The 20,117-nt window shown below is 38.8% G+C and carries 17 protein-coding genes; 5 read left to right on the top strand and 12 right to left on the bottom strand.

Annotated features, from left to right (window positions below; all coding sequences use genetic code 11):
- Positions 1-245: 245 nt before the first annotated feature.
- On the top strand, positions 246-1,703 hold the full coding sequence (locus ACFI34_RS08940; RefSeq protein ID WP_462673232.1) for a putative bifunctional diguanylate cyclase/phosphodiesterase: 1,458 nt from the start codon (positions 246-248) through the stop codon (positions 1,701-1,703).
- A 74-nt stretch (positions 1,704-1,777) separates the two neighbouring features.
- Here ACFI34_RS08940 and ACFI34_RS08935 read toward each other — a convergent pair whose 3' ends face one another.
- From ACFI34_RS08935 to ACFI34_RS08905, 7 genes are all read right to left on the bottom strand, one after another.
- Positions 1,778-2,479, bottom strand: coding sequence for a TorF family putative porin (locus ACFI34_RS08935; protein WP_462673231.1), 702 nt, complete (start codon positions 2,477-2,479; stop codon positions 1,778-1,780).
- A 9-nt stretch (positions 2,480-2,488) separates the two neighbouring features.
- A complete protein-coding gene (locus tag ACFI34_RS08930; RefSeq protein WP_462673230.1) occupies positions 2,489-3,706 on the bottom strand; it encodes a BCCT family transporter in 1,218 nt (405 codons plus the stop codon).
- 144 nt (positions 3,707-3,850) lie between these two features.
- A complete protein-coding gene (gene betA / locus ACFI34_RS08925; protein WP_462673229.1) occupies positions 3,851-5,518 on the bottom strand; it encodes a choline dehydrogenase in 1,668 nt (555 codons plus the stop codon).
- An 11-nt stretch (positions 5,519-5,529) separates the two neighbouring features.
- A complete protein-coding gene (betB, locus tag ACFI34_RS08920; protein ID WP_462673228.1) occupies positions 5,530-6,993 on the bottom strand; it encodes a betaine-aldehyde dehydrogenase in 1,464 nt (487 codons plus the stop codon).
- Position 6,994: 1 nt separating this feature from the next.
- Entirely contained in the window at positions 6,995-7,570 is a 576-nt protein-coding gene (gene betI / locus ACFI34_RS08915) for a transcriptional regulator BetI (RefSeq protein WP_170865593.1), read from the bottom strand.
- Between the two features lie 516 nt (positions 7,571-8,086).
- Positions 8,087-8,392 (bottom strand): hypothetical protein, encoded by a 306-nt coding sequence (locus ACFI34_RS08910; protein ID WP_462673227.1) that lies wholly within the window; start codon positions 8,390-8,392, stop codon positions 8,087-8,089.
- Entirely contained in the window at positions 8,392-8,649 is a 258-nt protein-coding gene (locus tag ACFI34_RS08905; protein ID WP_462673226.1) for a DUF3081 domain-containing protein, read from the bottom strand. Before ACFI34_RS08905 ends, ACFI34_RS08910 begins: the two co-directional genes overlap by 1 nt.
- A 145-nt stretch (positions 8,650-8,794) precedes the next feature.
- Between ACFI34_RS08905 and ACFI34_RS08900 the strand changes: the two genes are divergently transcribed.
- Both ACFI34_RS08900 and ACFI34_RS08895 read left to right on the top strand, forming a co-directional pair.
- Positions 8,795-10,075: a flavohemoglobin expression-modulating QEGLA motif protein gene (locus ACFI34_RS08900; protein ID WP_010556258.1), complete on the top strand. Its 1,281-nt coding sequence runs from the start codon at positions 8,795-8,797 to the stop codon at positions 10,073-10,075.
- A 118-nt stretch (positions 10,076-10,193) separates the two neighbouring features.
- Positions 10,194-13,163 (top strand): TonB-dependent receptor, encoded by a 2,970-nt coding sequence (locus tag ACFI34_RS08895; RefSeq protein ID WP_462673225.1) that lies wholly within the window; start codon positions 10,194-10,196, stop codon positions 13,161-13,163.
- A gap of 106 nt (positions 13,164-13,269) precedes the next feature.
- Here ACFI34_RS08895 and ACFI34_RS08890 read toward each other — a convergent pair whose 3' ends face one another.
- Genes ACFI34_RS08890 through ACFI34_RS08875 form a run of 4 tightly spaced genes read right to left on the bottom strand, consistent with a single transcriptional unit; the run spans position 13,270 to position 17,862 of the window.
- Positions 13,270-14,073, bottom strand: coding sequence for a 2-oxoadipate dioxygenase/decarboxylase family protein (locus tag ACFI34_RS08890; RefSeq protein ID WP_462673224.1), 804 nt, complete (start codon positions 14,071-14,073; stop codon positions 13,270-13,272).
- A gap of 27 nt (positions 14,074-14,100) precedes the next feature.
- Positions 14,101-15,567: a succinylglutamate-semialdehyde dehydrogenase gene (astD, locus tag ACFI34_RS08885; RefSeq protein ID WP_462673223.1), complete on the bottom strand. Its 1,467-nt coding sequence runs from the start codon at positions 15,565-15,567 to the stop codon at positions 14,101-14,103.
- A gap of 8 nt (positions 15,568-15,575) precedes the next feature.
- On the bottom strand, positions 15,576-16,610 hold the full coding sequence (gene astA / locus ACFI34_RS08880; RefSeq protein ID WP_462673222.1) for an arginine N-succinyltransferase: 1,035 nt from the start codon (positions 16,608-16,610) through the stop codon (positions 15,576-15,578).
- Positions 16,611-16,656: 46 nt separating this feature from the next.
- Positions 16,657-17,862, bottom strand: coding sequence for an aspartate aminotransferase family protein (locus ACFI34_RS08875; protein ID WP_462673221.1), 1,206 nt, complete (start codon positions 17,860-17,862; stop codon positions 16,657-16,659).
- A 182-nt stretch (positions 17,863-18,044) separates the two neighbouring features.
- Between ACFI34_RS08875 and ACFI34_RS08870 the strand changes: the two genes are divergently transcribed.
- Entirely contained in the window at positions 18,045-18,473 is a 429-nt protein-coding gene (locus tag ACFI34_RS08870; RefSeq protein ID WP_462673220.1) for an Lrp/AsnC family transcriptional regulator, read from the top strand.
- 25 nt (positions 18,474-18,498) lie between these two features.
- On the opposite strand, the gene ACFI34_RS08865 is transcribed toward ACFI34_RS08870, so the two are convergent.
- Positions 18,499-19,422 carry a hypothetical protein gene (locus ACFI34_RS08865; RefSeq protein WP_462673219.1) on the bottom strand — a complete coding sequence of 308 codons (924 nt, stop codon included), beginning with the start codon at positions 19,420-19,422 and terminating at the stop codon, positions 18,499-18,501.
- 388 nt (positions 19,423-19,810) lie between these two features.
- Between ACFI34_RS08865 and ACFI34_RS08860 the strand changes: the two genes are divergently transcribed.
- Positions 19,811-20,113, top strand: coding sequence for an isoamylase early set domain-containing protein (locus ACFI34_RS08860; protein ID WP_006791773.1), 303 nt, complete (start codon positions 19,811-19,813; stop codon positions 20,111-20,113).
- Positions 20,114-20,117 lie beyond the last annotated feature (4 nt).

The raw sequence follows: 20,117 nt of genomic DNA, 5'->3' as shown, positions 1-20,117 counted from the left end.
AAACAGACAAATGTGCCACCCAATATGACCTACTAAAATTTTCAACAGGGGTTATTATAACCGCCATTGTATGGTGCTGTTATTCCTTGTATTTTCACACTTCTTTTGAACCTTTAGAAGCCACGAGTATCATAATTATATTATCTGCTCTAGCCGGAGGTTCTGCTAATGTGTTGTCTGCACATAAGCTGACCTGTTTTGCTTATGCTTTTATTCTGTTATTTCCTTACGCTTTAGTGTTAATAATGTCTGCAAATTATTACGAAAATGTACTTGGCTTTTTAGGTATTGGCTATGGCTCAATTAACTTATTAACTCTTAATAAAGCATCTGCATTTACACAGCAGGCGATACATTTAAAAAATCAAAATAGTGATTTACTTGAAAGAATGGAGCTAAGAGTTGACGCGCGCACTAAAGAAATAATGCATCTGTCAAATACTGACTCACTGACCCAATTATTGAATCGTAATGCATTTTTAAATGATGCAAAAAACCGAATTAAACATTATCCAGATCCACCTTTTGCGCTATTTTTTATAGACCTAGATGGGTTCAAGAACATAAATGATGTAATGGGTCACAAGGTCGGTGATAACGTATTAAAAAGAACGGCGAAACGTATATCTGATGTATGTGATCATAATCAGCAAAAGTGCCGCTGGGGCGGCGATGAGTTTTTAATTTTAAGTGATTTTGTGTGCAAAGGAAATACTTACGATTTTGCCAAAAAAATTATTGATGCAATTACACAAGATCATCCAGAAACAGAGCATGGCGCACGAGTAGGTGCAACCATAGGCATTGCACTTTACCCAGAGCATGGTAGAGACTTGGATGCCTTAATTTTAAATGCCGATATAGCAATGTATCACCAAAAGAGAGTGAATCGTGGGCAAATTAGTTTTTTTAGCGAGTCGCTTCGTTCAGAATTAGAAAGAAAACGCCTACTTAGCGAAGAGCTTTTAACGGCGCTTGCTAATAATTGTTTTTCGTTGGTATACCAGCCCATTATTGATTCTAACACACGTGATATTTACGCAGTTGAGGCGCTTATTCGCTGGCAACTAAAAGGAGAAAACATTCCTCCTGACGAATTTATACCTATTGCAGAGCAGTATGGGTTAATTTCAAAAATAGGCTTTTGGGTAATCGAAACGGCGTGTCGACAAGCACTTTCCTTTCAACAATTAGCGCCAGATTTATCAGTCAGTATTAATGTATCTGTTGTGCAACTAAAAGATATAGAGTTTGCCAATAAGGTTAAGAACATTTTGGCTGATTTGAATTTTCCTGCTCATAAACTTCATTTAGAAGTAACAGAATCTGTTTTTGCAAATGATAAGCATACATTTTTGTATGTAGTTAAATCATTACAAGAGCAGGGGGTTAGAATTTCAATAGATGACTTTGGCACAGGTTATTCTTCTTTATCAAGTATGCTTGATGTTGGTGTTGATATTGTAAAAGTAGATAAAAGTTTTGTTCAAGATGAGGATGAAAGAGGCTTAAGCATTGTTAACGCAGTAGTGCAAATGGCAAGTTCACTTAATTTTAATGTTATTGCAGAAGGGGTTGAAACACCTTCACAGTGCATAAAGCTTACTCAACTTGGCGTATCTTATTTACAGGGCTATTACTTTTCAAGGCCGCTGACCTCAAGCGCATTAATTGAGTATTTAAACAATAAAAAAGCCTCATAATGAGGCTTTTGTCAGTGTGACGAACTGAGTCATGGTTCGTCACTTTAATGGTCAAAGTTAAAATTACTTAATCTTTATAAATCAAATGTTTTTGAAATTGCCAGCACGATGCGTTCATCGGCATAATCGTAATCAAGGCTAGTATTTTCAGCGGCTACTTCAATACCAAAGCCTTCGTAACTTGTTTGATAAGCAAGACGGTAGTGACTGTACGATTTCTTTTGGTTTACATCCCAGGCCCATTTTTCACCGTCAAGTGAATTAGATATATCAAAACTTGCACGTATTGCATGATTTGGTGCAAGTTCATAAGTATGAGCAATCATCGAAACTACATGACCCGCACTTGTTCCAAAATAATCCCAGCTGTACCAAAAGTTAAGTTCTGTTTGGCCGTAATCACTGGCGTAACCAAATTTAGTGTAAACCTCTGGGTAATTTCCATCACTGTTATTACCTTGGTATGTGTAGTATGCAATACCGTAGTCAACGCTAAACTTGTCATTTAATTGTACATAGCGACCAACATAGCCATCTAGTTCAAAATCAGTATCATCACCAAAATCTACGTTTGACGCCCATACACCGGCATACACGCCATTATCAAAAGCATAATCTAAACTAGCTTGTAATGCAGGGTCGTTATCTGTTTGGCTTACACCGTTAAACGTGTAATCAGATGCTGCTGTAATTGTTGTTGACCAGTCTGCAGCTGCCGTTGTCGATAAAAGTGCGAATGGCAATACTACTGCAAGTTGTTTTAGTTTGTTATTCATTATATGTCCCTAACTTTGAGTCTCAATTTTAGTGTAGTCAATCTTGTTTGTTTTTGGTGAGCTATCAATATTCTTAACTGTTTTAAACTTACTGTAGCCAATAAAGCCAGCACACAGGAAGAACAAGGCAATCACTAATGCACCTACCCACTGTATTTGTAAAAATTCTAGCTTGAACAATAATGTTAATAATGAAAGCGCAAGGATGTTTCCAATCATATACTTCGCTTTACCAAAGCGTTTTACAGTGATGTTTAAGTTGTCTGTGTATAAACGCACTAACGAGTCGAGTGAGTTAATTACAAACACAATACCTACAAACACCATGGCAAAGTTTTTAATACCTTGAGTTGGAATACCCGCTTCGTGGTAGTGGTAAAGTACGCTAAACCAGATTGCAATTGGTATTGAAGGGAAAATTAGCATAGCACCTAGTACTTGATAAGTTTTTAACCCCCCGACAAAACGAGAGGTAAACTGACCAATCATAATGCTCCAAGCAAACCACCAAAATAAATAAAACTCATGGTAATCGTTAAGCGGTAAAACAAATTCATTTATGTTGGCAAAGTATGTGCCGATAGAGGCTAAGTTATCTGTGAATGCTGACATTTCACTGTCACCCAATACAAACGCACCTACCCACATAAAGCCAATTAGTGCTATAAATAACCAAGTAGTAGCAATACTTAAAAATCGTACGTACTTTATATCGGTACTTGAATACACGGCAAAACAAATTGCTGCAAATACAATTAAGTAAAACTCAGAAACAATACTTGAACCATCCCCAATCTCTGGCAGATACCATGGAAGGTTAGAAAGTAAAAGGTATGAGGTAAAAGCACATGTACCAATAATAACCACATTATTAATAAACTTTACCCAAGGTATTTCGAAAAATTTAACTTTAGGTTCTATTACACAGAAATAAAAGCACGTAAGAAAGTAAAATCCCCAGATTAAAAATCCCCAATAACCAAACTCAATGGCCAGTGGATTTGCAAACGCGTATTCTGGGCTTGCTTTTATGTCTGCATAACCTGCAAACTCAGTTAAAGGAAACATTATAAGGCCAACATCAAGGCCTGAGGTAAAGAGTATGGCGATAAAGGTAAGTGTTTTAACTGGTGTAACACCAACAACACGTACATTACCCCATTTTAATAAAATGATAGTAATTGCAAGTAGGGTAAAAATAATACCAGCATTAAGCCAAATGGTCATTCGTACCCTCCAATAGTGAGTTATTCATAAGCACTCCGTTTTTATTGTTCAATCTTGCATTATTACAACATAACCAATTTATATTGTTAGCCACTGCAAGGCCCGTAGAGTTAGTCTGACGAGGCTAACCCTTTGAGTAGCTGATTAAATTTTTGCTGCACGCTGTGTTTCTTGCCAGTTTTGAGTCATAGCAACATCAGCATTTGCTTTTTGTAAAGCAACGTTCCCTAAAATGATGTCAGCCGCTTTTTCTGCAACCATGATTGTAGGTGCATTCAGGTTGCCGTTAGGTACTGTCGGAAATATTGACGAATCAACAACACGTAAACCTTCAATACCGTGCACTTGCGTATTTGAATTAACTACGGCCATGTCGTCTTCACCCATTTTGCATGAGCAAGAAGGGTGGTAAGCACTCTCTACGGCTTGGCGTACAAAGGCATCTATTTCTTCATCTGTTTGAATATGTTTACCTGGTTGAATTTCTTCATCCCGGTAATCGTCAAAGGCACTTTGCTCAATAATGTCGCGAGTTAAACGAACACAGGCCCTAAAGCCTTCAATGTCGTCTTTGTGTTGTAAGTAATTAAACAAAATTTGTGGCGGTTGCTCAGGGTTAGCTGATTGAATAGTAACGCTGCCACGACTTTTTGGTTTGTTATGACCTACGTGAACTTGAAAACCATGACCTGCAAATGCACTGCGCCCATCGTAACGCATAGCCGCTGGTAAAAAGTGATACTGAATATCAGGCCATTCAACACCGGGCTTTGAGCGAATAAATGCACACGACTCAAAGTGGTTAGTCGCGCCTAAACCTTTTCGGGTAAAGAACCATTTAGCACCAATTAAGCCCTTAGAAATAAGACCCAATTTGCCGTTTAGTGTAATTGGCTTCTTACATTTGTATTGAAAGTAAAATTCAAGATGGTCTTGTAAGTTTTGACCCACACCCGGTAAGTGGTGATTAACTTTAACGCCAGCTTTTTCTAGAATGTCTTTATCACCAATACCAGAGAGCTGTAATATGTGCGGAGAACCAATAGGGCCTGCACTTAAAACCACCTCTTTTGCTGCATGTGCTGTTTGAACATTACCGTTTACTTTGTACTCAATACCCGTGGCTTTTTTACCGTCAAGAATCACTTTTTGAGCAAGTGCACCGGTAATGACAGTAAGATTACTACGCGATTTTACAGGGTCTAAATATTCACGAGAAGCCGAGCTACGTACACCGTTTTTAACGGTCATGTGCATTGGGCCAAAGCCTTCTTGCTGCGACGCGTTATAATCGTCTGTACTAGCGTAACCCGCTTCTACACCGGCTTTTATAAATGTGGTGTACAATGGGTTTTGCATTTCGTTACCGTTATTAACGCCAAGTGGGCCTTTACCACCTCGGTATGTGTTTTCACCAAGGTAAAAGCTTTCCGCTTTTTGAAAATAAGGTAAACACGATTGGTAGTCCCAACCATTAGCACCGTGCTGCTGCCATTCATCAAAATCTTTTGCGTGGCCGCGTACATACACCATGCCATTAATCGACGACGAGCCCCCAAGTACTTTACCGCGAGGGCAATGCATTTCTCGGTTATCTAAATACGGCTCTGGTTGAGTATGAAATTGCCATGCGTACTTATCGGTATTCATAGGAATAGACAACGCCGTTGGCATTTTTATAAAAATACTTTTATCACAGCCGCCGGTTTCAAGCAGTAAAACACGATTGCTTGAATCTTCAGATAATCGGTTAGCTAAAACACAACCCGCAGATCCCGCACCAACAATAATATAGTCGTAATGATTACTCATAGTAGTACGCCTTAAAATGGGCTTTCTATGTCGGCCATGCCCACATAAATAGACTTAGTTTGCGTGTAATGATCAAGTGTTTCGATGCCGTTTTCACGGCCAATACCTGATTGCTTATATCCACCAACAGGCATTTCAGCTGGTGAGTTACCATAGGCATTAATCCAACATATACCCGCTTGTAATTGATGAATAACACGGTGTGCGCGTTTAATATCGCTAGTAAATACGCCTGCGGCTAAGCCTAGGTGAGTACCATTAGCCCGTGCAATTACGTCGTCTTCGTCTTCAAAAACAAGTACGCTCATTACTGGGCCAAATATTTCTTCTTTAACAATCGTCATTTCATCGTTGCAATCAATAAACACGGTAGGTGCAACAAAGTAGCCATTAGGCGCTGATTCAGGTGAAAGCGTTGAACCACCTGTAAGCAGTGTTGCGCCTTCTTCAATCCCTTTATTAACATAACTCATTACTAAGTCTTGATGCTTTTTAGAGATAAGCGCACCAAAGTTAGTGTTTAAATCTTGCGGGTCGCCCGCAATAATATTTTTCTCTGTTCGCGTTTTAAGCTCATCAATAAATTGCTGATATATATTTTTATGAACGTAAATACGTGTACAGTTAGTGCAAATTTCGCCTTGGGTATAAAAGTTACCTAGCATGGCAGCGCTTACTGCTTGCTCTATATTTGCATCATCAAATACAAGTAGCGGCGACTTACCACCTAGCTCCATAGTTACGTCTTTTAATGTGCCTGAAGCACTTGCGACTACTTTTTTACCTGTGCCTACTTCGCCAGTGAACGACACTTTGTCAATCTCACTGTGTGCAGTTAACCATTGGCCTACATCTCCTGCACCTTGAACTACGTTAAATACGCCAGCAGGTACGCCAGCTTCTACAAAAATTTCGGCAAGTTTTATAGCGCCTAGTGGCGTTTCTTCAGATGGTTTGAATATAAATGCGTTGCCAGCAGCAAGGGCTGGGCCCGATTTCCAACATGCTATTTGTAGCGGGTAGTTCCATGCACCAATACCGGCACAAATCCCTAATGGCTCTTTACGTGTATAGTAAAAATCTTCGCCTACCATTTGTTGTTGGCCAACTTGTGCAGGTGCTAGGCCTGCAAAGTATTCAATTACATCGGCGCCGGTTTCTATATCAACACAGTTTGCTTCTTGCATTGGCTTGCCGGTATCAAGCACTTCTATTAAGGCGAGTTCATTGTTGCGCTCGCGAAGTATTGCCACAGCGTTTAATAAAATACGGCTGCGTTCAATAGGGGCCATTTTAGACCACTGTGCAAAACCTTGTTTTGCACTTTCAATCGCTGCGTTTTGAACAAATTCATCGGCAACTTCAACACTGTAAATAACTTCACCTGTTGCAGGGTTAGTGACATCAAAAGTTTCACCGCTTTGATTAGCAAGAAAATGGCCATTAATAAAGTTTTGATAGACTGGTGTACTCACGCTAGGCTCCATATTGCTTGATGAGTGAATTTACATAGCTTTTTGCTAAAGTTTCACTGTGTTTAAACTGGTTTTTGTCTGATTTACTAAGAACTGCTCTTAGCCATAGGCCATCGATCATAGCGGCGCTAAGTTCAGCAGCTTGTTTTGCTTGCTCAATAGGCATTAATTGCTTAAACGAAAATGCTAAATTACTTTGCAAGCGTTTACTGTTTACATTTTGCAGTCTGTGAAGTTCATCATCGTGCATTGATTGCGCCCAAAAGCTCAACCAAGTTTTGGTTGTATCACTACGCTGTTGTACAAGCGCAAAGTTAGCTTCAACAATAAACATAAGGCGCTGTGTAGCGCTGGTGTTGTTGCTAACTTTTTCAATAAGGTCTTTTTTAAGATTAGAAAGCAAATAACGAACAGTTGCTTCTATTAAACCCTGCTTACCACCAAAGTAATGACTAATAATGCCTGACGATAACCCTGCATTTTTACTGATGCTATTAATGGTGGTTGCTTGTAGTCCACGCATCGCCACTGACTCAATTGTTGCGTCAATTAACTGTTGACGCCTGACAGGTTCCATTCCAACTTTAGGCATGATTTTTATTAATTGAACGTTCAATAAAGATAAGCTTAAGGTAATAGTTCTAACAATTCAAGGGTGAAGTAAATAGTCAAATACTAAAATGTAGATTAATTTTTAATAAAACCAGCAGGAGAAGTCTTGATAGAAACAGATGCGGTAGATAGTTAATTCCCTTTTAAAACAGTGCTTTAAGAGTTATTTTGGAAATGCTTAAGAGTGTAATTATATCTTTACCCCCTGTTATCAAATAAAAGATGAATAAATTTATTTGAGTGGTAATAATTAGAGTACTAATAGTATTTTTTTAATCCAAGTGAGCACAAACACAACAATTACTTAGTGCACTAATAACTCAGGGAAGGTTAGTATTGTTAGGGGTACGGGTACGGGTACGGGTACGGGTACGGTAAGAGAACTAGCTCTGGATAAACAATATTAACCACGCTAGTTCGGAATTTACCTGAGGATTTTTATCTGGCTTGTATAGATGTTATTTAATATAAATAATAGCTATTAATGTCCGCTAATCACGCCTTTGAATAGAAGGGGGTAACGTCTCAGACGATTTCCGATATAGTCGTCAGCTAATATTTGTTCACAAATAAAATTAACATCATCACTTGCCTCAAATACCCAGTCAAAGCGTTCTATTGCAAGTAAAAAGCCTCGTTTTAAATGGCGTTGGCTTCTGTATTGTTCCAGGTTTTTTTGAATGACGGCGAGTTTTGATGGATCTGATTTAAGCGCAGCTATTACCTCATTAATAAAGGCTGTGTTGAGCTTACTGTCGCTGCGCTTTCTTACTTTTCGTGGATACATTAGTCTTCGTTAGCAATGTTGTTTAATTTTTTTAAGAAATCATCTTTGTGTTTATCGTGCTCGTAATCTAGATGATAAGTATTATGAAACCCAAAGCGTAAAAGGACGCCACTACCCTGTAAATAAATTGTGTAACCATCAATATCTGAAAACGCTGTAACGCCCTGATAATGCTTACCTTCGTCGTTTACCTCTCCGCGCTTTTGTATTCGCTCGTAAACGGCAAGTATTTGTTTATTGTCGAGTTCATTTTTCATATATCACACCTTTAATTTAAGATTAAATACGTATTAGATATGAGGGTCGATCAGCTTAAAACAACAGATAAAATTGATTGATAATACTTGGCGATTTACTGTTTATAAATTATGCTCATGGTTCATTTTTTATTGAGTTTTCACCATGATAGACAAGGCGTTACTGCTTAAAACTCGTGAGTTATCAGACCAACTAATTGCACTTCAAACACCTATTCGAATTCTTGATGCAATAAATTGGGATAAACAGATCAAAGAGGAGTTTTTTAGGCAAAAGTGTCAAAAAAACCCTCTAATAGATCGTGCATACTACCAACAGCGCGATTTAGGCTTTGTGCCTAGCGAGTTGCGTCAAGCGTTTTCAACATTACACCGAAACATTATTAACCAGTTAGGTCAGTTAAACCCCATTTCTCAATATATGGGTAAAATGTGTGGCGAATATAAAACGGTATTAAGTATGTTGGAGTACCGAGGTACTCCAGAATTTCATGATTTATCAGTTGAGCTTTTTGGTCATCCTAAAGATTTATTCCATGCGGGTGAGCCTTCACTCTCCGAGCTTGCAAATATGTTAGAGCAACCACTGCAAAATTTATTAATGGCCGACATTTTACCCGATGATCCTAAAAATATAGATGCTAGCGACGCGGTGCGAATTTTATCAGAGCAAGTTAATGCCAGTATGCCAGGTATAAATGTAGAGGTTATGTTGAGCGATGGGATTGTAAGCGACGCAGCAGCAGGTGCTAACAATATAAAGCTAAACCAAGATGTTAAATTTTCACAACGTGAATTAGATATATTAGAAGTACATGAAGGGTGGATTCATGTGGGCACGACTCAAAATGGTTTAGCCCAACCTTATTTAACCTGTTTAAGTAAGGGCACACCAAGCTCAACAGTAACACAAGAGGGCTTAGCCGTATTAACTGAAATTATTACTCTAAAATCTACCCCTAGGCGCTTATCGAAATTAGTTAATCGGATTCAAGCGGTCACCAAAGTAATTGATGGGGCTGAATTTGTTGATATATACCGAGATTACGTAGCTCAAGGAATATCTAAAGACGATAGTTATACGTTGGCTCAGCGTGTATTTAGAGGCAGCACAGCAACAGGATTACCGTTTACTAAAGACATTGCCTACATAAAAGGCTTTGTTTTAGTGTATAACTTAATACGTGTGGCAATTCAGTTAGGGCGAATCGATCAGTTACCGTTGTTATTAGTCGGTAAGTTGTCTATTGATGATTTTAGATTAATTTCCCAGCTTCATGATTTAGGTGTGATTGAAAGCCCTAAGTTTGTTCCCCCGCATTTTAAAGATTTACGCGGACTAGCAACATGGTTGAGTTTTGGGCGCTTTATTGGTGACTTATCTTTTGAACAACTAGAAAACGACTATAAGCCCTTGTTTTTATGACGTTAGTTGGTTTTGATTTATCTTTTCTAGGAACGTTTACTTTTTGATAAAACCAGCTTATTATTTAAACGCAACTTAATATGTTGTTCATAAATTATAATAAAACAGGGATTAAGAAATGGAACTCAAAAAGAAAATGTTCAAAAAAGCAGCCCTCTGTGTTGCCGTTTGTTCTTCATTAACGTTTTATAGTGGTATTAGCTATGCTAGTAACGTTGACGGTTCAATTAAAGGTTTAGTAACTCAGAAGGCAAACTCTTCCCCAATCGCTGGCGCAACGGTAACAATTACAAATCCAAGTAATGGTTTTGAAAAACTGTTAGTGGTTGATGCTAATGGTCAATTTAATCTTAATTCAATACCTGTAGGTAAGTATGATATTAAGATTGAAAAGATTGGTTACCAGACATCTCAGCTTAAAGACATACAAATCGGTATTGGTAAAGTATCTTCATTAGAAGTATCAATGACAGAGGGTAATTTAGAAGTTATTTCTGTATCAGGAAGTCGAATCGCTTCAGTGGATGTAACAAGTTCTGAAGCTTCATTTAATATATCGGCAGATGAGTTATCTCGTCTACCAGTTGCTCCGGATATTACCTCAGTGGCTTTATTAGCCCCTGGTGTAAATTTAGGTGATTCTCGCTTTTCTGATGCAAAAGGTAACTCGTTAGCTAGTTTTGGTGGCGCTTCTCAAGCTGAGAATGTTTACTATGTGAATGGTTTAAACATGACCAATTTCAGAAATGGTGTTGGCGGAGCGTCAGTTCCTTTTCTTGCTTATGAGTCTTTCCAAGTTAAAACAGGTGGTTATTCTGCTGAATTTGGCCGCTCTACAGGTGGGGTAATCAGTTCAGTAACAAAATCTGGGTCAAATGACTTCAAGTTTGGCTTACAACATAGACAAAATATTGGCTCATTATATGGTGATCGCCCAAGCTCTTATTATCAAGCAAATGATTGTCAAAACAATATAGTAGATGGTGAAATTGTAGAAACATGCTCTAACCGTATTGGTGATGTTATAAGCGATAATAGTAAGGACTCAAGAGAATCGAGTACAACTGACATTTTCGCAAGTGGTGCACTAATTGAAGATACATTGTTCTTTTATGCTCTATATGAAATGCGAGATAACGAGTATGAAGATTTAATCAACCGCGGTGATGGTATTCGTATTCGTAAAGATGATGACCCATATTACCTTGCAAAAGTTGATTGGAATATCAACGAAGATCACACGTTGTCTTTTTGGACTTTTAACGATGAAAGCACAGAGTTTCAAACTGACTATGATTTAGATGAAAATGGCGATAAAGTTTCTGATTCAGATTTAAACTCTGAGTCAGCATCAGGTGGTAAAAGTTGGTCAGTTCGTTACAACGGTAATGTTACTGATTATTTATCAATTTCAGCTATGGCTGGTAAAGTTGAATTCACTGACACAACAAGAGCAGATGGCGCTGATTGTCCAGTTGTTTATGATTTATCAGCAGGCAGAAGCTTAGGTTGTTGGGCATCTTTCACTATCGAAACAAACAGTGATGAACGCGAGCAATATCGATTTGATATAGATTGGTTAATTGCAGATGACCATAACCTTCGCTTTGGTTATGATGCTGAAAAAAATACATCATCGAGCGAGGTTAATCTATCTGGTGGTATTTACTACGCGTATCAAAATTTTGATGCGGGTGCTGTACTACCTAATGGTTACACAATTGAAGAATCAGCAAGGTATGCTCGTGTACGTAATTATGCTGTTGGTGGTGAATTTGGTATAAATAACGATGCGTTTTACATTGAAGATATTTGGAACGTTAATGAGCAATTAACTTTAAATATAGGGCTTCGCTGGGAAAGCTTTGAGAACTTAAATGCTGACGGTGAAGTCTTCGTTGAGATGAAAAATCAACTAGCACCTCGATTAGGTTTAGCATATGACATATTTGGTGATGGAGAGCATAAAGTATTCGCTAATTTAGGTCGTTATCATTTACCAGTAGCATCAAATACTAACGTTCGTTTAGCTGGTGCAGAACTTTATACACATGATTATTATGAACTAGAGGGTGTTGGTGCTGGTGATATTCCTGTACTTGGGAATAAATTGGGTGATACTGTCGTGTTTGGAGATGGTACAGCGCCAAGTCCAGTCAGCGTTCGTGACTCAGACTTGCAAGCTATGTATCAAGACGAGTTTATTATTGGCTATCAAGGTATGCTTGATGAAGACTGGTCTATTGGTATTAAATACACGCGCCGCGAACTTAAAAGTGTAATTGATGATGGTAGTACAGAAAAAGCATTTCAAAGTATTGGTATAGATGACGACCATTTCCTTCTATTCAATCCTGGTGAGGGAGTTTCGTTTCAATACGATCAAGATGGTGATGGTACACTAGAAGATTACAGTTTTACTGCAGAGCAGTTAGGTTACCCAGATGCTAAGCGTAACTACAACGCTATTGATTTAATGCTCGAAAGAGCATGGGATGGTCAATGGATGTTTAAAGCAAATTACACGTGGTCACAAAGCTATGGTAATGCTGAAGGTTATGTTAAATCGGATAATGGACAAGATGATGCTGGTTTAACAACTGACTGGGATTATCCTTACCTAATGGATGGTGCAAATGGCTACTTGCCAAATGACAGACGCCACGCATTAAAAATCTTTGCTTCTTATTCACTTACTGAAGAGCTAATATTAGGTGTCAATACTCGTCTAACATCAGGTCGTCCTCGTAATGCACTAGGAGCAGGTTATTCTCCAGATCAATCTAGTTACCATTATGGTGATACTTATTATGTTGGTGATACTAAGTTCTCTCGTGGTAGTTTCGGTAGAACTCCGTGGACAGCAACAGTTGATGCAAATATAAAGTATGATCTAAGTGATTTTGACGTGTTTGATTCTGCATACGTATCATTAAATATCTATAATTTATTTGATGCTAGTAATGTAACTTATTATAACGAAATTGCTGAAGATGGTGCTGCGTTTAATCCAGATGCAACGTTTGGCTCCCCTTCTTCATGGCAATCACCGCGCCGTGTTGAAATGGTATTTAACATGATGTTCTAATTTTTAATAGTAAACCCTAAAACGCCTATATCTACTCTAGATATGGGCGTTTTGTTTTTTAATTTAACTATTTTGGCTTTTGAGCACGTTTTCAATAATTGCGTTATTATCGTGCGTTGGTGCTTTCAAATATTTTATCTGCAGACGCTGCAACAAAGCCTGTGTAAAGTTCACCATCAGCTTTAGGGTAACGTATTGCAAACTCATAAAAACAGCTAGGAATGCGCATGTCGTCGTCGCTAAAGCTGACAGCGTATTCATCAGCCAGTGTTGATGATTGCTCCAGTAGCACCTCTGGCGAGCCTTTTACTTCACCGCCTGATGTATTAAGCGTAAAGCCGGCATCCTTAAGTGCTTGATTAACATCGTGAATGTTATCAAACTTAGCAAGCGTATTAATGTTTACAGTGAAATGGTTAGCTCGGTATCCCCAAGCTGACATCCATGCAGCGTATTCACTCTCAGCAAGTAGTTGTTTGTAAGTATCTGTAGACACTTGCCAATGCGTACCTGAATATAGAAAATTATCAGCTGTAACTGCACTTTCATCTATTTGCTCAACCATGTCAGTAACGATTGCTTGAAGTGCTGGTGAGCACTTTTCTACTAAAAGTTCAGAAATAAATACTTTAGGTTGCGATGGATCAGTATGTTCGTAGTGTTTAGCATAGAGCTTTTTAGCTTCAAAGTGGTATTCGCCGCACTCTGTGTAACCTAGCGCTAAAAAGTGTGCTGCTAGTTTTTCTAGGCCTACTTTTTCAATATTAAAGGTGCGCAGCGCGATATGGTCGTTAATAATGTCATCTTTTTGCGTTGAACCTAAAAGATCATGAATTTTATCTGCCGATGGAGTAACGGCTAAATAGTTATCCCACAGGTTCTCAAATAATGTATTTACGTTTGTGTGCATGTTAAATCCTTAAATTGGGTTATTCACTTATTCAATTACTAAGCCTGGCGCTAAAGTTTGTGGCAGGTTTACCTTATCGGCCTCAACTGATGCTACAGGGTAGGCACAGTAATCAGCGGCATAATACGCACTTGCTCTGTGGTTACCACTTGCGCCAATGCCACCAAACGGTGCGGCACTAGAGGCACCCGTAATAGGGCGGTTCCAATTGACAATGCCGGCACGAATGCGTTTTAAAAAGTGGCTGTAATCATCTTCGTTATCGCCAAGTAAGCCTGCTGATAAACCAAAGCTGGTGTTATTAGCCTCTGCTATTGCGCTGTTAAAGTTGTTGTAGCGGTAAACTTTTATAAGCGGGCCAAAGTGTTCTTCATCGGCCATGTTAGCGATATGTGTAACATCAATAATACCTGGGCTTACAAAGCCGGTGCCTGCTTTTAGCTGCTTAAGCTCAACGAGTATTTCGCCGCCGCTTTCAACTAATTCTTTTTGCGCAGCAACCATACCAAGGGCTGCTCTTTCGCTTATCATTGCACCCATAAATGGCTGGTCAGTTGCAAAACTGTCGTCAACAACGATATTTTTAGTCGCGCTAATAAGTTTTTCTAAAATGGCATCGCCATTGGTTGAATTCTCAATAAACACGCGGCGGGCACAAGTACAGCGCTGGCCAGAAGTAATAAAGCCAGACTGGATAATATCGTGTACTGCAGCGTTTACATCGGCTACATCTTTAACTATTAATGGGTTATTACCGCCCATTTCAAGTGCTAATATTTTACCTGGGTGGCCTGCAAACTGTTTATGTAATAAATGGCCGGTGTTTGAGCTGCCGGTAAAAAATAAGCCGTCTATGTCTTTATGTGAAGCAAGTGCTTTACCTGTTTCTACCTCACCTTGCACTAGGTTAATAACACCCGCTGGTAAGCCCGCTTTTAACCAAAGTGATAAAGTAAATTCAGCAACGTGAGGGGTTAGCTCAGACGGTTTAAATACTACGGTGTTACCCGCTAAAATAGCCGGTACAATATGGCCATTAGGTAAATGCCCAGGAAAGTTATACGGGCCAAATATAGCCACAACGCCGTGTGGTTTATGGCGTATAAAAGCTTTTGCACCTGGCATTGGGTTTTCGGTTGTGCCGGTACGCTCGTTGTAGGCTTTAATTGAAATAGCCACTTTACCCGTCATTGCGCCCACTTCTGTGCGCGTTTCCCAAAGTGGCTTTCCTGTTTCTCGGGCTATAATAGTGGCAAATTCTTCGCTGTTTTCTTTTAACTGCTGTACGAAGTTTTCTAGTAGGGCAATTCGCGCTTCCAGCGGTGTATCGGCCCATGATAATTGTGCAGCTCTTGCTGCTTTAATAGCACTATTTACTTGATCTGCATTCGCGCCATTGCCTTGCCAAACAGTTTCTCCGTTACTTGGGTTCACAGATGTAAATGCTGGCCCTTGGCCGCTGTGCCACTGGTTATTAATTAGCTGTGTGTTCATAAGTGTATTTACAGTCGAAAGAATCGAGCTGCATCTCCTTGACTTAATTTGAGGGCGTCAGCAACGTCTTGGCTGATCACCAATGTATGTTTGGCATGGTTGTAATGTGCATGCTGAGTAAATGTAGCTCTAAAACCACTCACTCCTTGATTGCATACAGCAAGTGTATCTGAGCTTTTTTCACTAATGTGCTCAAGCTCGCCAATAGTAATTGGGCAAACTTGCGACTCTCTTACACTTCTAATATTACCTAGCTTTGCTTCTACCGTTGGGCCTGCATCAAAAAGGTCAACGTAACCTCTGTGTTCAAACCCTTCTTTTTCTAAAAGTTTTAAGGCTGGCTTGGTTTTTTCATGCACATGGCCTATGACTGCTTGAGCTTTTTTACTTAATAAGTTTACGTAAATAGGATACTTAGGCATGAGTTCACTAATAAACACTTTATCCCCAAGGCCGACTAAATGATCTGCTTGTGGAAATTCAATACTGAAAAAGTGTTCTTGTAACCATTGCCAAAATGGTGAGTGGCCGTGTTCGTCACTCACACCGCGCATTTCAGCAATGACGGTATCGGCAAAACGTTCGCTGTGCTGGGCCATAAATAAAAAGCGTGAGCGTGATAAAAAGCGGCCGGTTAAACCTTTGCGGTTGTTTTCCCGTAAAAACAAGGTACATATTTCAGAGCAACCGGTGTAATCATTACACATGCTCAAAATATCTACCGTGTTGTAAACATTAAGCGTAGGGGAGTGATGAACCGTTTTACCCAAATGATAATGATACAAGGGCACTGTTAAGCCGACCGCCGCTTCAATTGCCGTTGTGCCAATCACTTGACCGGTTTCACTGTCCTCTAAGACAAATAAATAGCTTTCATCTATCGGCTTATTGATATTTTTAGCAAAACTTTTTTCAGCGCGGCTAATTTTGTCTTTTAACTGTTCGTCATCAACAGGTAAAGAAGTAAACCCATGGCCTGATTCGATAGCAATTTGTTTAAGCGCATCGAAATCGTTGGCTGTAATAGGACGTAATACTTGCATTTAGTGCATGCTCCAGTAGCACGGCAGCCGTGCTAATTTAACTTTATTAACCGTTTACAACATCGTTAATTGCTTTATCGAAACGTGCTAAGCCTTCTTTAATATCTTCAAATGGGATCACTAGAGAAGGTGTAAAACGAATCACATCCATACCTGCTACTAAGTTCATTAAACCATTGTTAGCACTCGCCACTAAAAAGTCGCGTGCACGTCCTGCAAATTGCTCGTTTAATACAGCACCAATTAATAAACCTTTACCACGCACTTCGCTAAACACATTGTATTTTTCGTTTATTGCAGTTAAGCCTTCGCGAAATAGTTGCTCACGTTCCTTTACGCCATTTAATACATCTTCAGTATTAACAGTATCAAAGGCAGCTTCTGCTACTGCACACGCTAGTGGGTTACCACCATAAGTAGAGCCATGCGTACCTACTTTTAAGTGCTCTGCGATATGAGTACGAGTGATCATAGCGCCAATAGGAAAACCACCGCCTAACGCTTTAGCAGTCGTCAAAATATCGGGCACTACACCTAAACCTTCGTAAGCGTATAAATCGCCAGTGCGGCCAACGCCTGTTTGTACTTCATCAAAAATTAGCAGTGCATTGTGCTTAGTACATAACTCGCGTACTTTTTTAGCAAATTCATCTGTTGGTGAAATAATGCCGCCTTCACCTTGTAGTGGCTCCATCATTACGGCACACGTTTTATCACTAATAAGTGCTTCAAATGCTGCAATATCGTTGTAATCACAATGCATAATGTCGCCAGGTTTAGGGCCAAAGCCATCAGAGTAAGCTGCTTGTCCGCCCACTGTTACGGTAAAAAATGTCCGGCCGTGAAAGCCTTTGTTAAACGCAATGATTTGTGATTTTTCTGCGCCAAACTTATCAAGTGCAAAGCGACGAGCAAGCTTAAGAGCCGCTTCGTTGGCTTCTGCGCCTGAGTTTGCAAAATACACTTTATCCGCAAATGTCGCTTCAACCATTTTTTGCGCTAAACGCAGGGCTGGCTCATTAGTCATGACATTTGATAAGTGCCAAATTTTCTCGCCTTGCTCTTTCAAAGCAGATACAAGCGCTGGGTGACAGTGGCCTAAACAATTAACAGCAATACCGCCTGCAAAATCAATAAACTCATTGTTATTTTGATCCCACACACGTGAGCCTTCGCCGCGAACTGGAATAACTGCCGACGGATTGTAGTTTGGCACCATTACATCGTTAAATAAGTCTCTTGTTACTTGCATTATGTACACCTAAAAATTGTGAATATTGAATAAATATTAGCAAAATAAAAACGTTAGCGTTTTCTCAGCTAGATAATTTTTGTTATTAATGGTTATTATCGAAGGTTATAGGTTAAATTTGCAGTGCTATTTTTTGAAAATTGATTACAATAAAAGTCAAAATAACGAAATAAATAAGCAATATGATAACTCCACAAGATGAAAAGCTACTTTCTGTCCTTAAAACCAACGCCAGAGCGAGTATTTCTGATTTAGCTAGGCTTCTTAATTTATCTCGTTCTACAGTACAAAGTAGGATGCTTAAATTAGAAGAAACGGGTGTGATTAAAGGCTATAGCGTTGATTACGGCGATGCTTTTTTAAGTAAAATGGTATCGGCACATGTATCAATTAAAGTGATTCAAAAGCTGACCACTAAAACGAATATTGAACTAAAGCAAATTGATGCCATATCGCAGCTTTATGCTATTAGTGGTGAGTTTGACTTAATTGCAGTGGTACAAGCACAAAACTTAGAAAAACTCAGCCATTTACTCGATGACATTGGTAATTTAGATGGTGTAGAACGCACAACTTCTTCGGTCATTTTAGAGACCAAGTTTAAGCGTTAATGTATTTCATTTATGAATTTATAGCTTATTTCAGTATGGGGTTAGCGCGTTTAACAATTACTTTTTTTGCTGTATCAAGCTTTATGGAGTAGGCGTTACCCCCTATGCCCTTAAACTCTTCATCTGTGAACACAATTGTATTGTCGTCATAGAAGGTGATGGCTTCTTTTTGTGTAATGATGCCTAAATCTATTTTTGACACATCACCGGAAAAGAACTGATCATCTTCAAAGTTTTCAAATAACCAAATACTGGTAGAGTCGAGAAGTACAAGTTTTTTACGATCTGGGCTTAATGCTGCAGAGGTTATCCAGCACAGTTTTTCCATTGTTGTACAGGTTTTAAAAGATCCTATTAATTGGGCTTTAAAGTTAGCAGCGTGGTCGCCTACTTTGTATAAATTTGTAATGCCATCAAAAGGTTCTGTGCGGTTTTTAGTGAATAAATAAAGGTGGCGACCCAAGGCTACAAACGCTTCTAGATCAAAATTACGATTACTTGGTTTTATTGGATTGCCATCCATTTCAGGGTACGTAAACTTTATTATTTCGGCATTTGTTGTATCGGTTTTGATATCAATTGGATTCTCTATTTTATAAATAGTCAGCCAACGCCTATCATTTTTATTGTTGCCAAAATCACCTAAAAAGAAATGACCAAATTTATTTTGAGTCATGTCTTCCCAATCAATATTTTTAGCATTAGATACTAAAATTTCTTGCGCAATCGACCCATCTTTATTTAAGCGGTAAAGCTTTGGATCGTCGCCCCCATCATTAATTGCCCACAAGCGCTCGCGCTTATCAAATTCAATGCCTGATATTTCTTTGAGTTTAGGGTCGAATGAAATTTCCTTTTTACTATATAAGGTGTAGATTGAGGAAATAATAAACACTGCGACAACTAAAAAAATTAATGCCATAGTTAATAAAATGCTTTTTTTCAACATGAAATTTACGATATTTCAGAGCGTTAACTTGATGTGTATTATCACTGATGTGAATACGTAACAAAAGCAGTTTATTGAGTAAGCTCTCTCATTACTTCAAACCAAGCCATCAGTTTAATAAAGATAAGTATTAAATGGTTTAAATCATTCCAATTGGTTTGAAAATTGCTGTGTACTAAATATGTAGTTCTTAATATTTATATTTTATGTTTTACGCACTAATAAAGTGCGATAAAAAAGACTTGTTGCACTGTAATATTGCGTAAACAAAATTTTGCTTTACTACGATTAGCTTAAAGTTTGAATGAATACAATCCCACATCGCCAGCTTAAAAATAGGCCCTGTGGCAATAATTAAATACCTTTTACTGTTTAGTTGGAGCCTACTATGTTGCATAAACGATTTTTTAAAACAAAAGATGAAGCGGAAATCACCTTTGAGTTTGCTCACCCAGATGCTCAAGAAGTCTGCTTGATTGGTGAGTTTAACAGTTGGCAGCCCGTGCCAATGAAGCTTAATAAAAAACAAGGTGTGTTTAAATGCAAACAACGCCTTCCTCTGGATCAAAAGTACCACTTTCGTTATTTAATTAATGGCGAATTTTGGGATAACGATCATAAAGCGGACGCTTATGAGGCTAACAGTTTTGGCACTGAAAATAGTATTGTTAACACCCAACGTATTAATTAAGGCC

Source organism: Pseudoalteromonas sp. PSi26 (assembly GCF_054960575.1).
This window is presented reverse-complemented; position numbering and strand designations above follow the sequence as displayed.

Excerpts from the sequence above, each read along its gene's own strand:
- ACFI34_RS08940 (WP_462673232.1), top strand. The coding sequence starts at position 246 with ATGTCTGCAAATTATTACGAAAATGTACTTGGCTTTTTAGGTATTGGC.
- ACFI34_RS08935 (WP_462673231.1), bottom strand. The coding sequence starts at position 2,479 with ATGAATAACAAACTAAAACAACTTGCAGTAGTATTGCCATTCGCACTT.
- ACFI34_RS08930 (WP_462673230.1), bottom strand. The coding sequence starts at position 3,706 with ATGACCATTTGGCTTAATGCTGGTATTATTTTTACCCTACTTGCAATT.
- betA (WP_462673229.1), bottom strand. The coding sequence starts at position 5,518 with ATGAGTAATCATTACGACTATATTATTGTTGGTGCGGGATCTGCGGGT.
- betI (WP_170865593.1), bottom strand. The coding sequence starts at position 7,570 with ATGGAACCTGTCAGGCGTCAACAGTTAATTGACGCAACAATTGAGTCA.
- ACFI34_RS08910 (WP_462673227.1), bottom strand. The coding sequence starts at position 8,392 with ATGTATCCACGAAAAGTAAGAAAGCGCAGCGACAGTAAGCTCAACACA.
- ACFI34_RS08905 (WP_462673226.1), bottom strand. The coding sequence starts at position 8,649 with ATGAAAAATGAACTCGACAATAAACAAATACTTGCCGTTTACGAGCGA.
- ACFI34_RS08900 (WP_010556258.1), top strand. The coding sequence starts at position 8,795 with ATGATAGACAAGGCGTTACTGCTTAAAACTCGTGAGTTATCAGACCAA.
- ACFI34_RS08895 (WP_462673225.1), top strand. The coding sequence starts at position 10,194 with ATGGAACTCAAAAAGAAAATGTTCAAAAAAGCAGCCCTCTGTGTTGCC.
- ACFI34_RS08890 (WP_462673224.1), bottom strand. The coding sequence starts at position 14,073 with ATGCACACAAACGTAAATACATTATTTGAGAACCTGTGGGATAACTAT.
- astD (WP_462673223.1), bottom strand. The coding sequence starts at position 15,567 with ATGAACACACAGCTAATTAATAACCAGTGGCACAGCGGCCAAGGGCCA.
- astA (WP_462673222.1), bottom strand. The coding sequence starts at position 16,610 with ATGCAAGTATTACGTCCTATTACAGCCAACGATTTCGATGCGCTTAAA.
- ACFI34_RS08875 (WP_462673221.1), bottom strand. The coding sequence starts at position 17,862 with ATGCAAGTAACAAGAGACTTATTTAACGATGTAATGGTGCCAAACTAC.
- ACFI34_RS08870 (WP_462673220.1), top strand. The coding sequence starts at position 18,045 with ATGATAACTCCACAAGATGAAAAGCTACTTTCTGTCCTTAAAACCAAC.
- ACFI34_RS08865 (WP_462673219.1), bottom strand. The coding sequence starts at position 19,422 with ATGTTGAAAAAAAGCATTTTATTAACTATGGCATTAATTTTTTTAGTT.
- ACFI34_RS08860 (WP_006791773.1), top strand. The coding sequence starts at position 19,811 with ATGTTGCATAAACGATTTTTTAAAACAAAAGATGAAGCGGAAATCACC.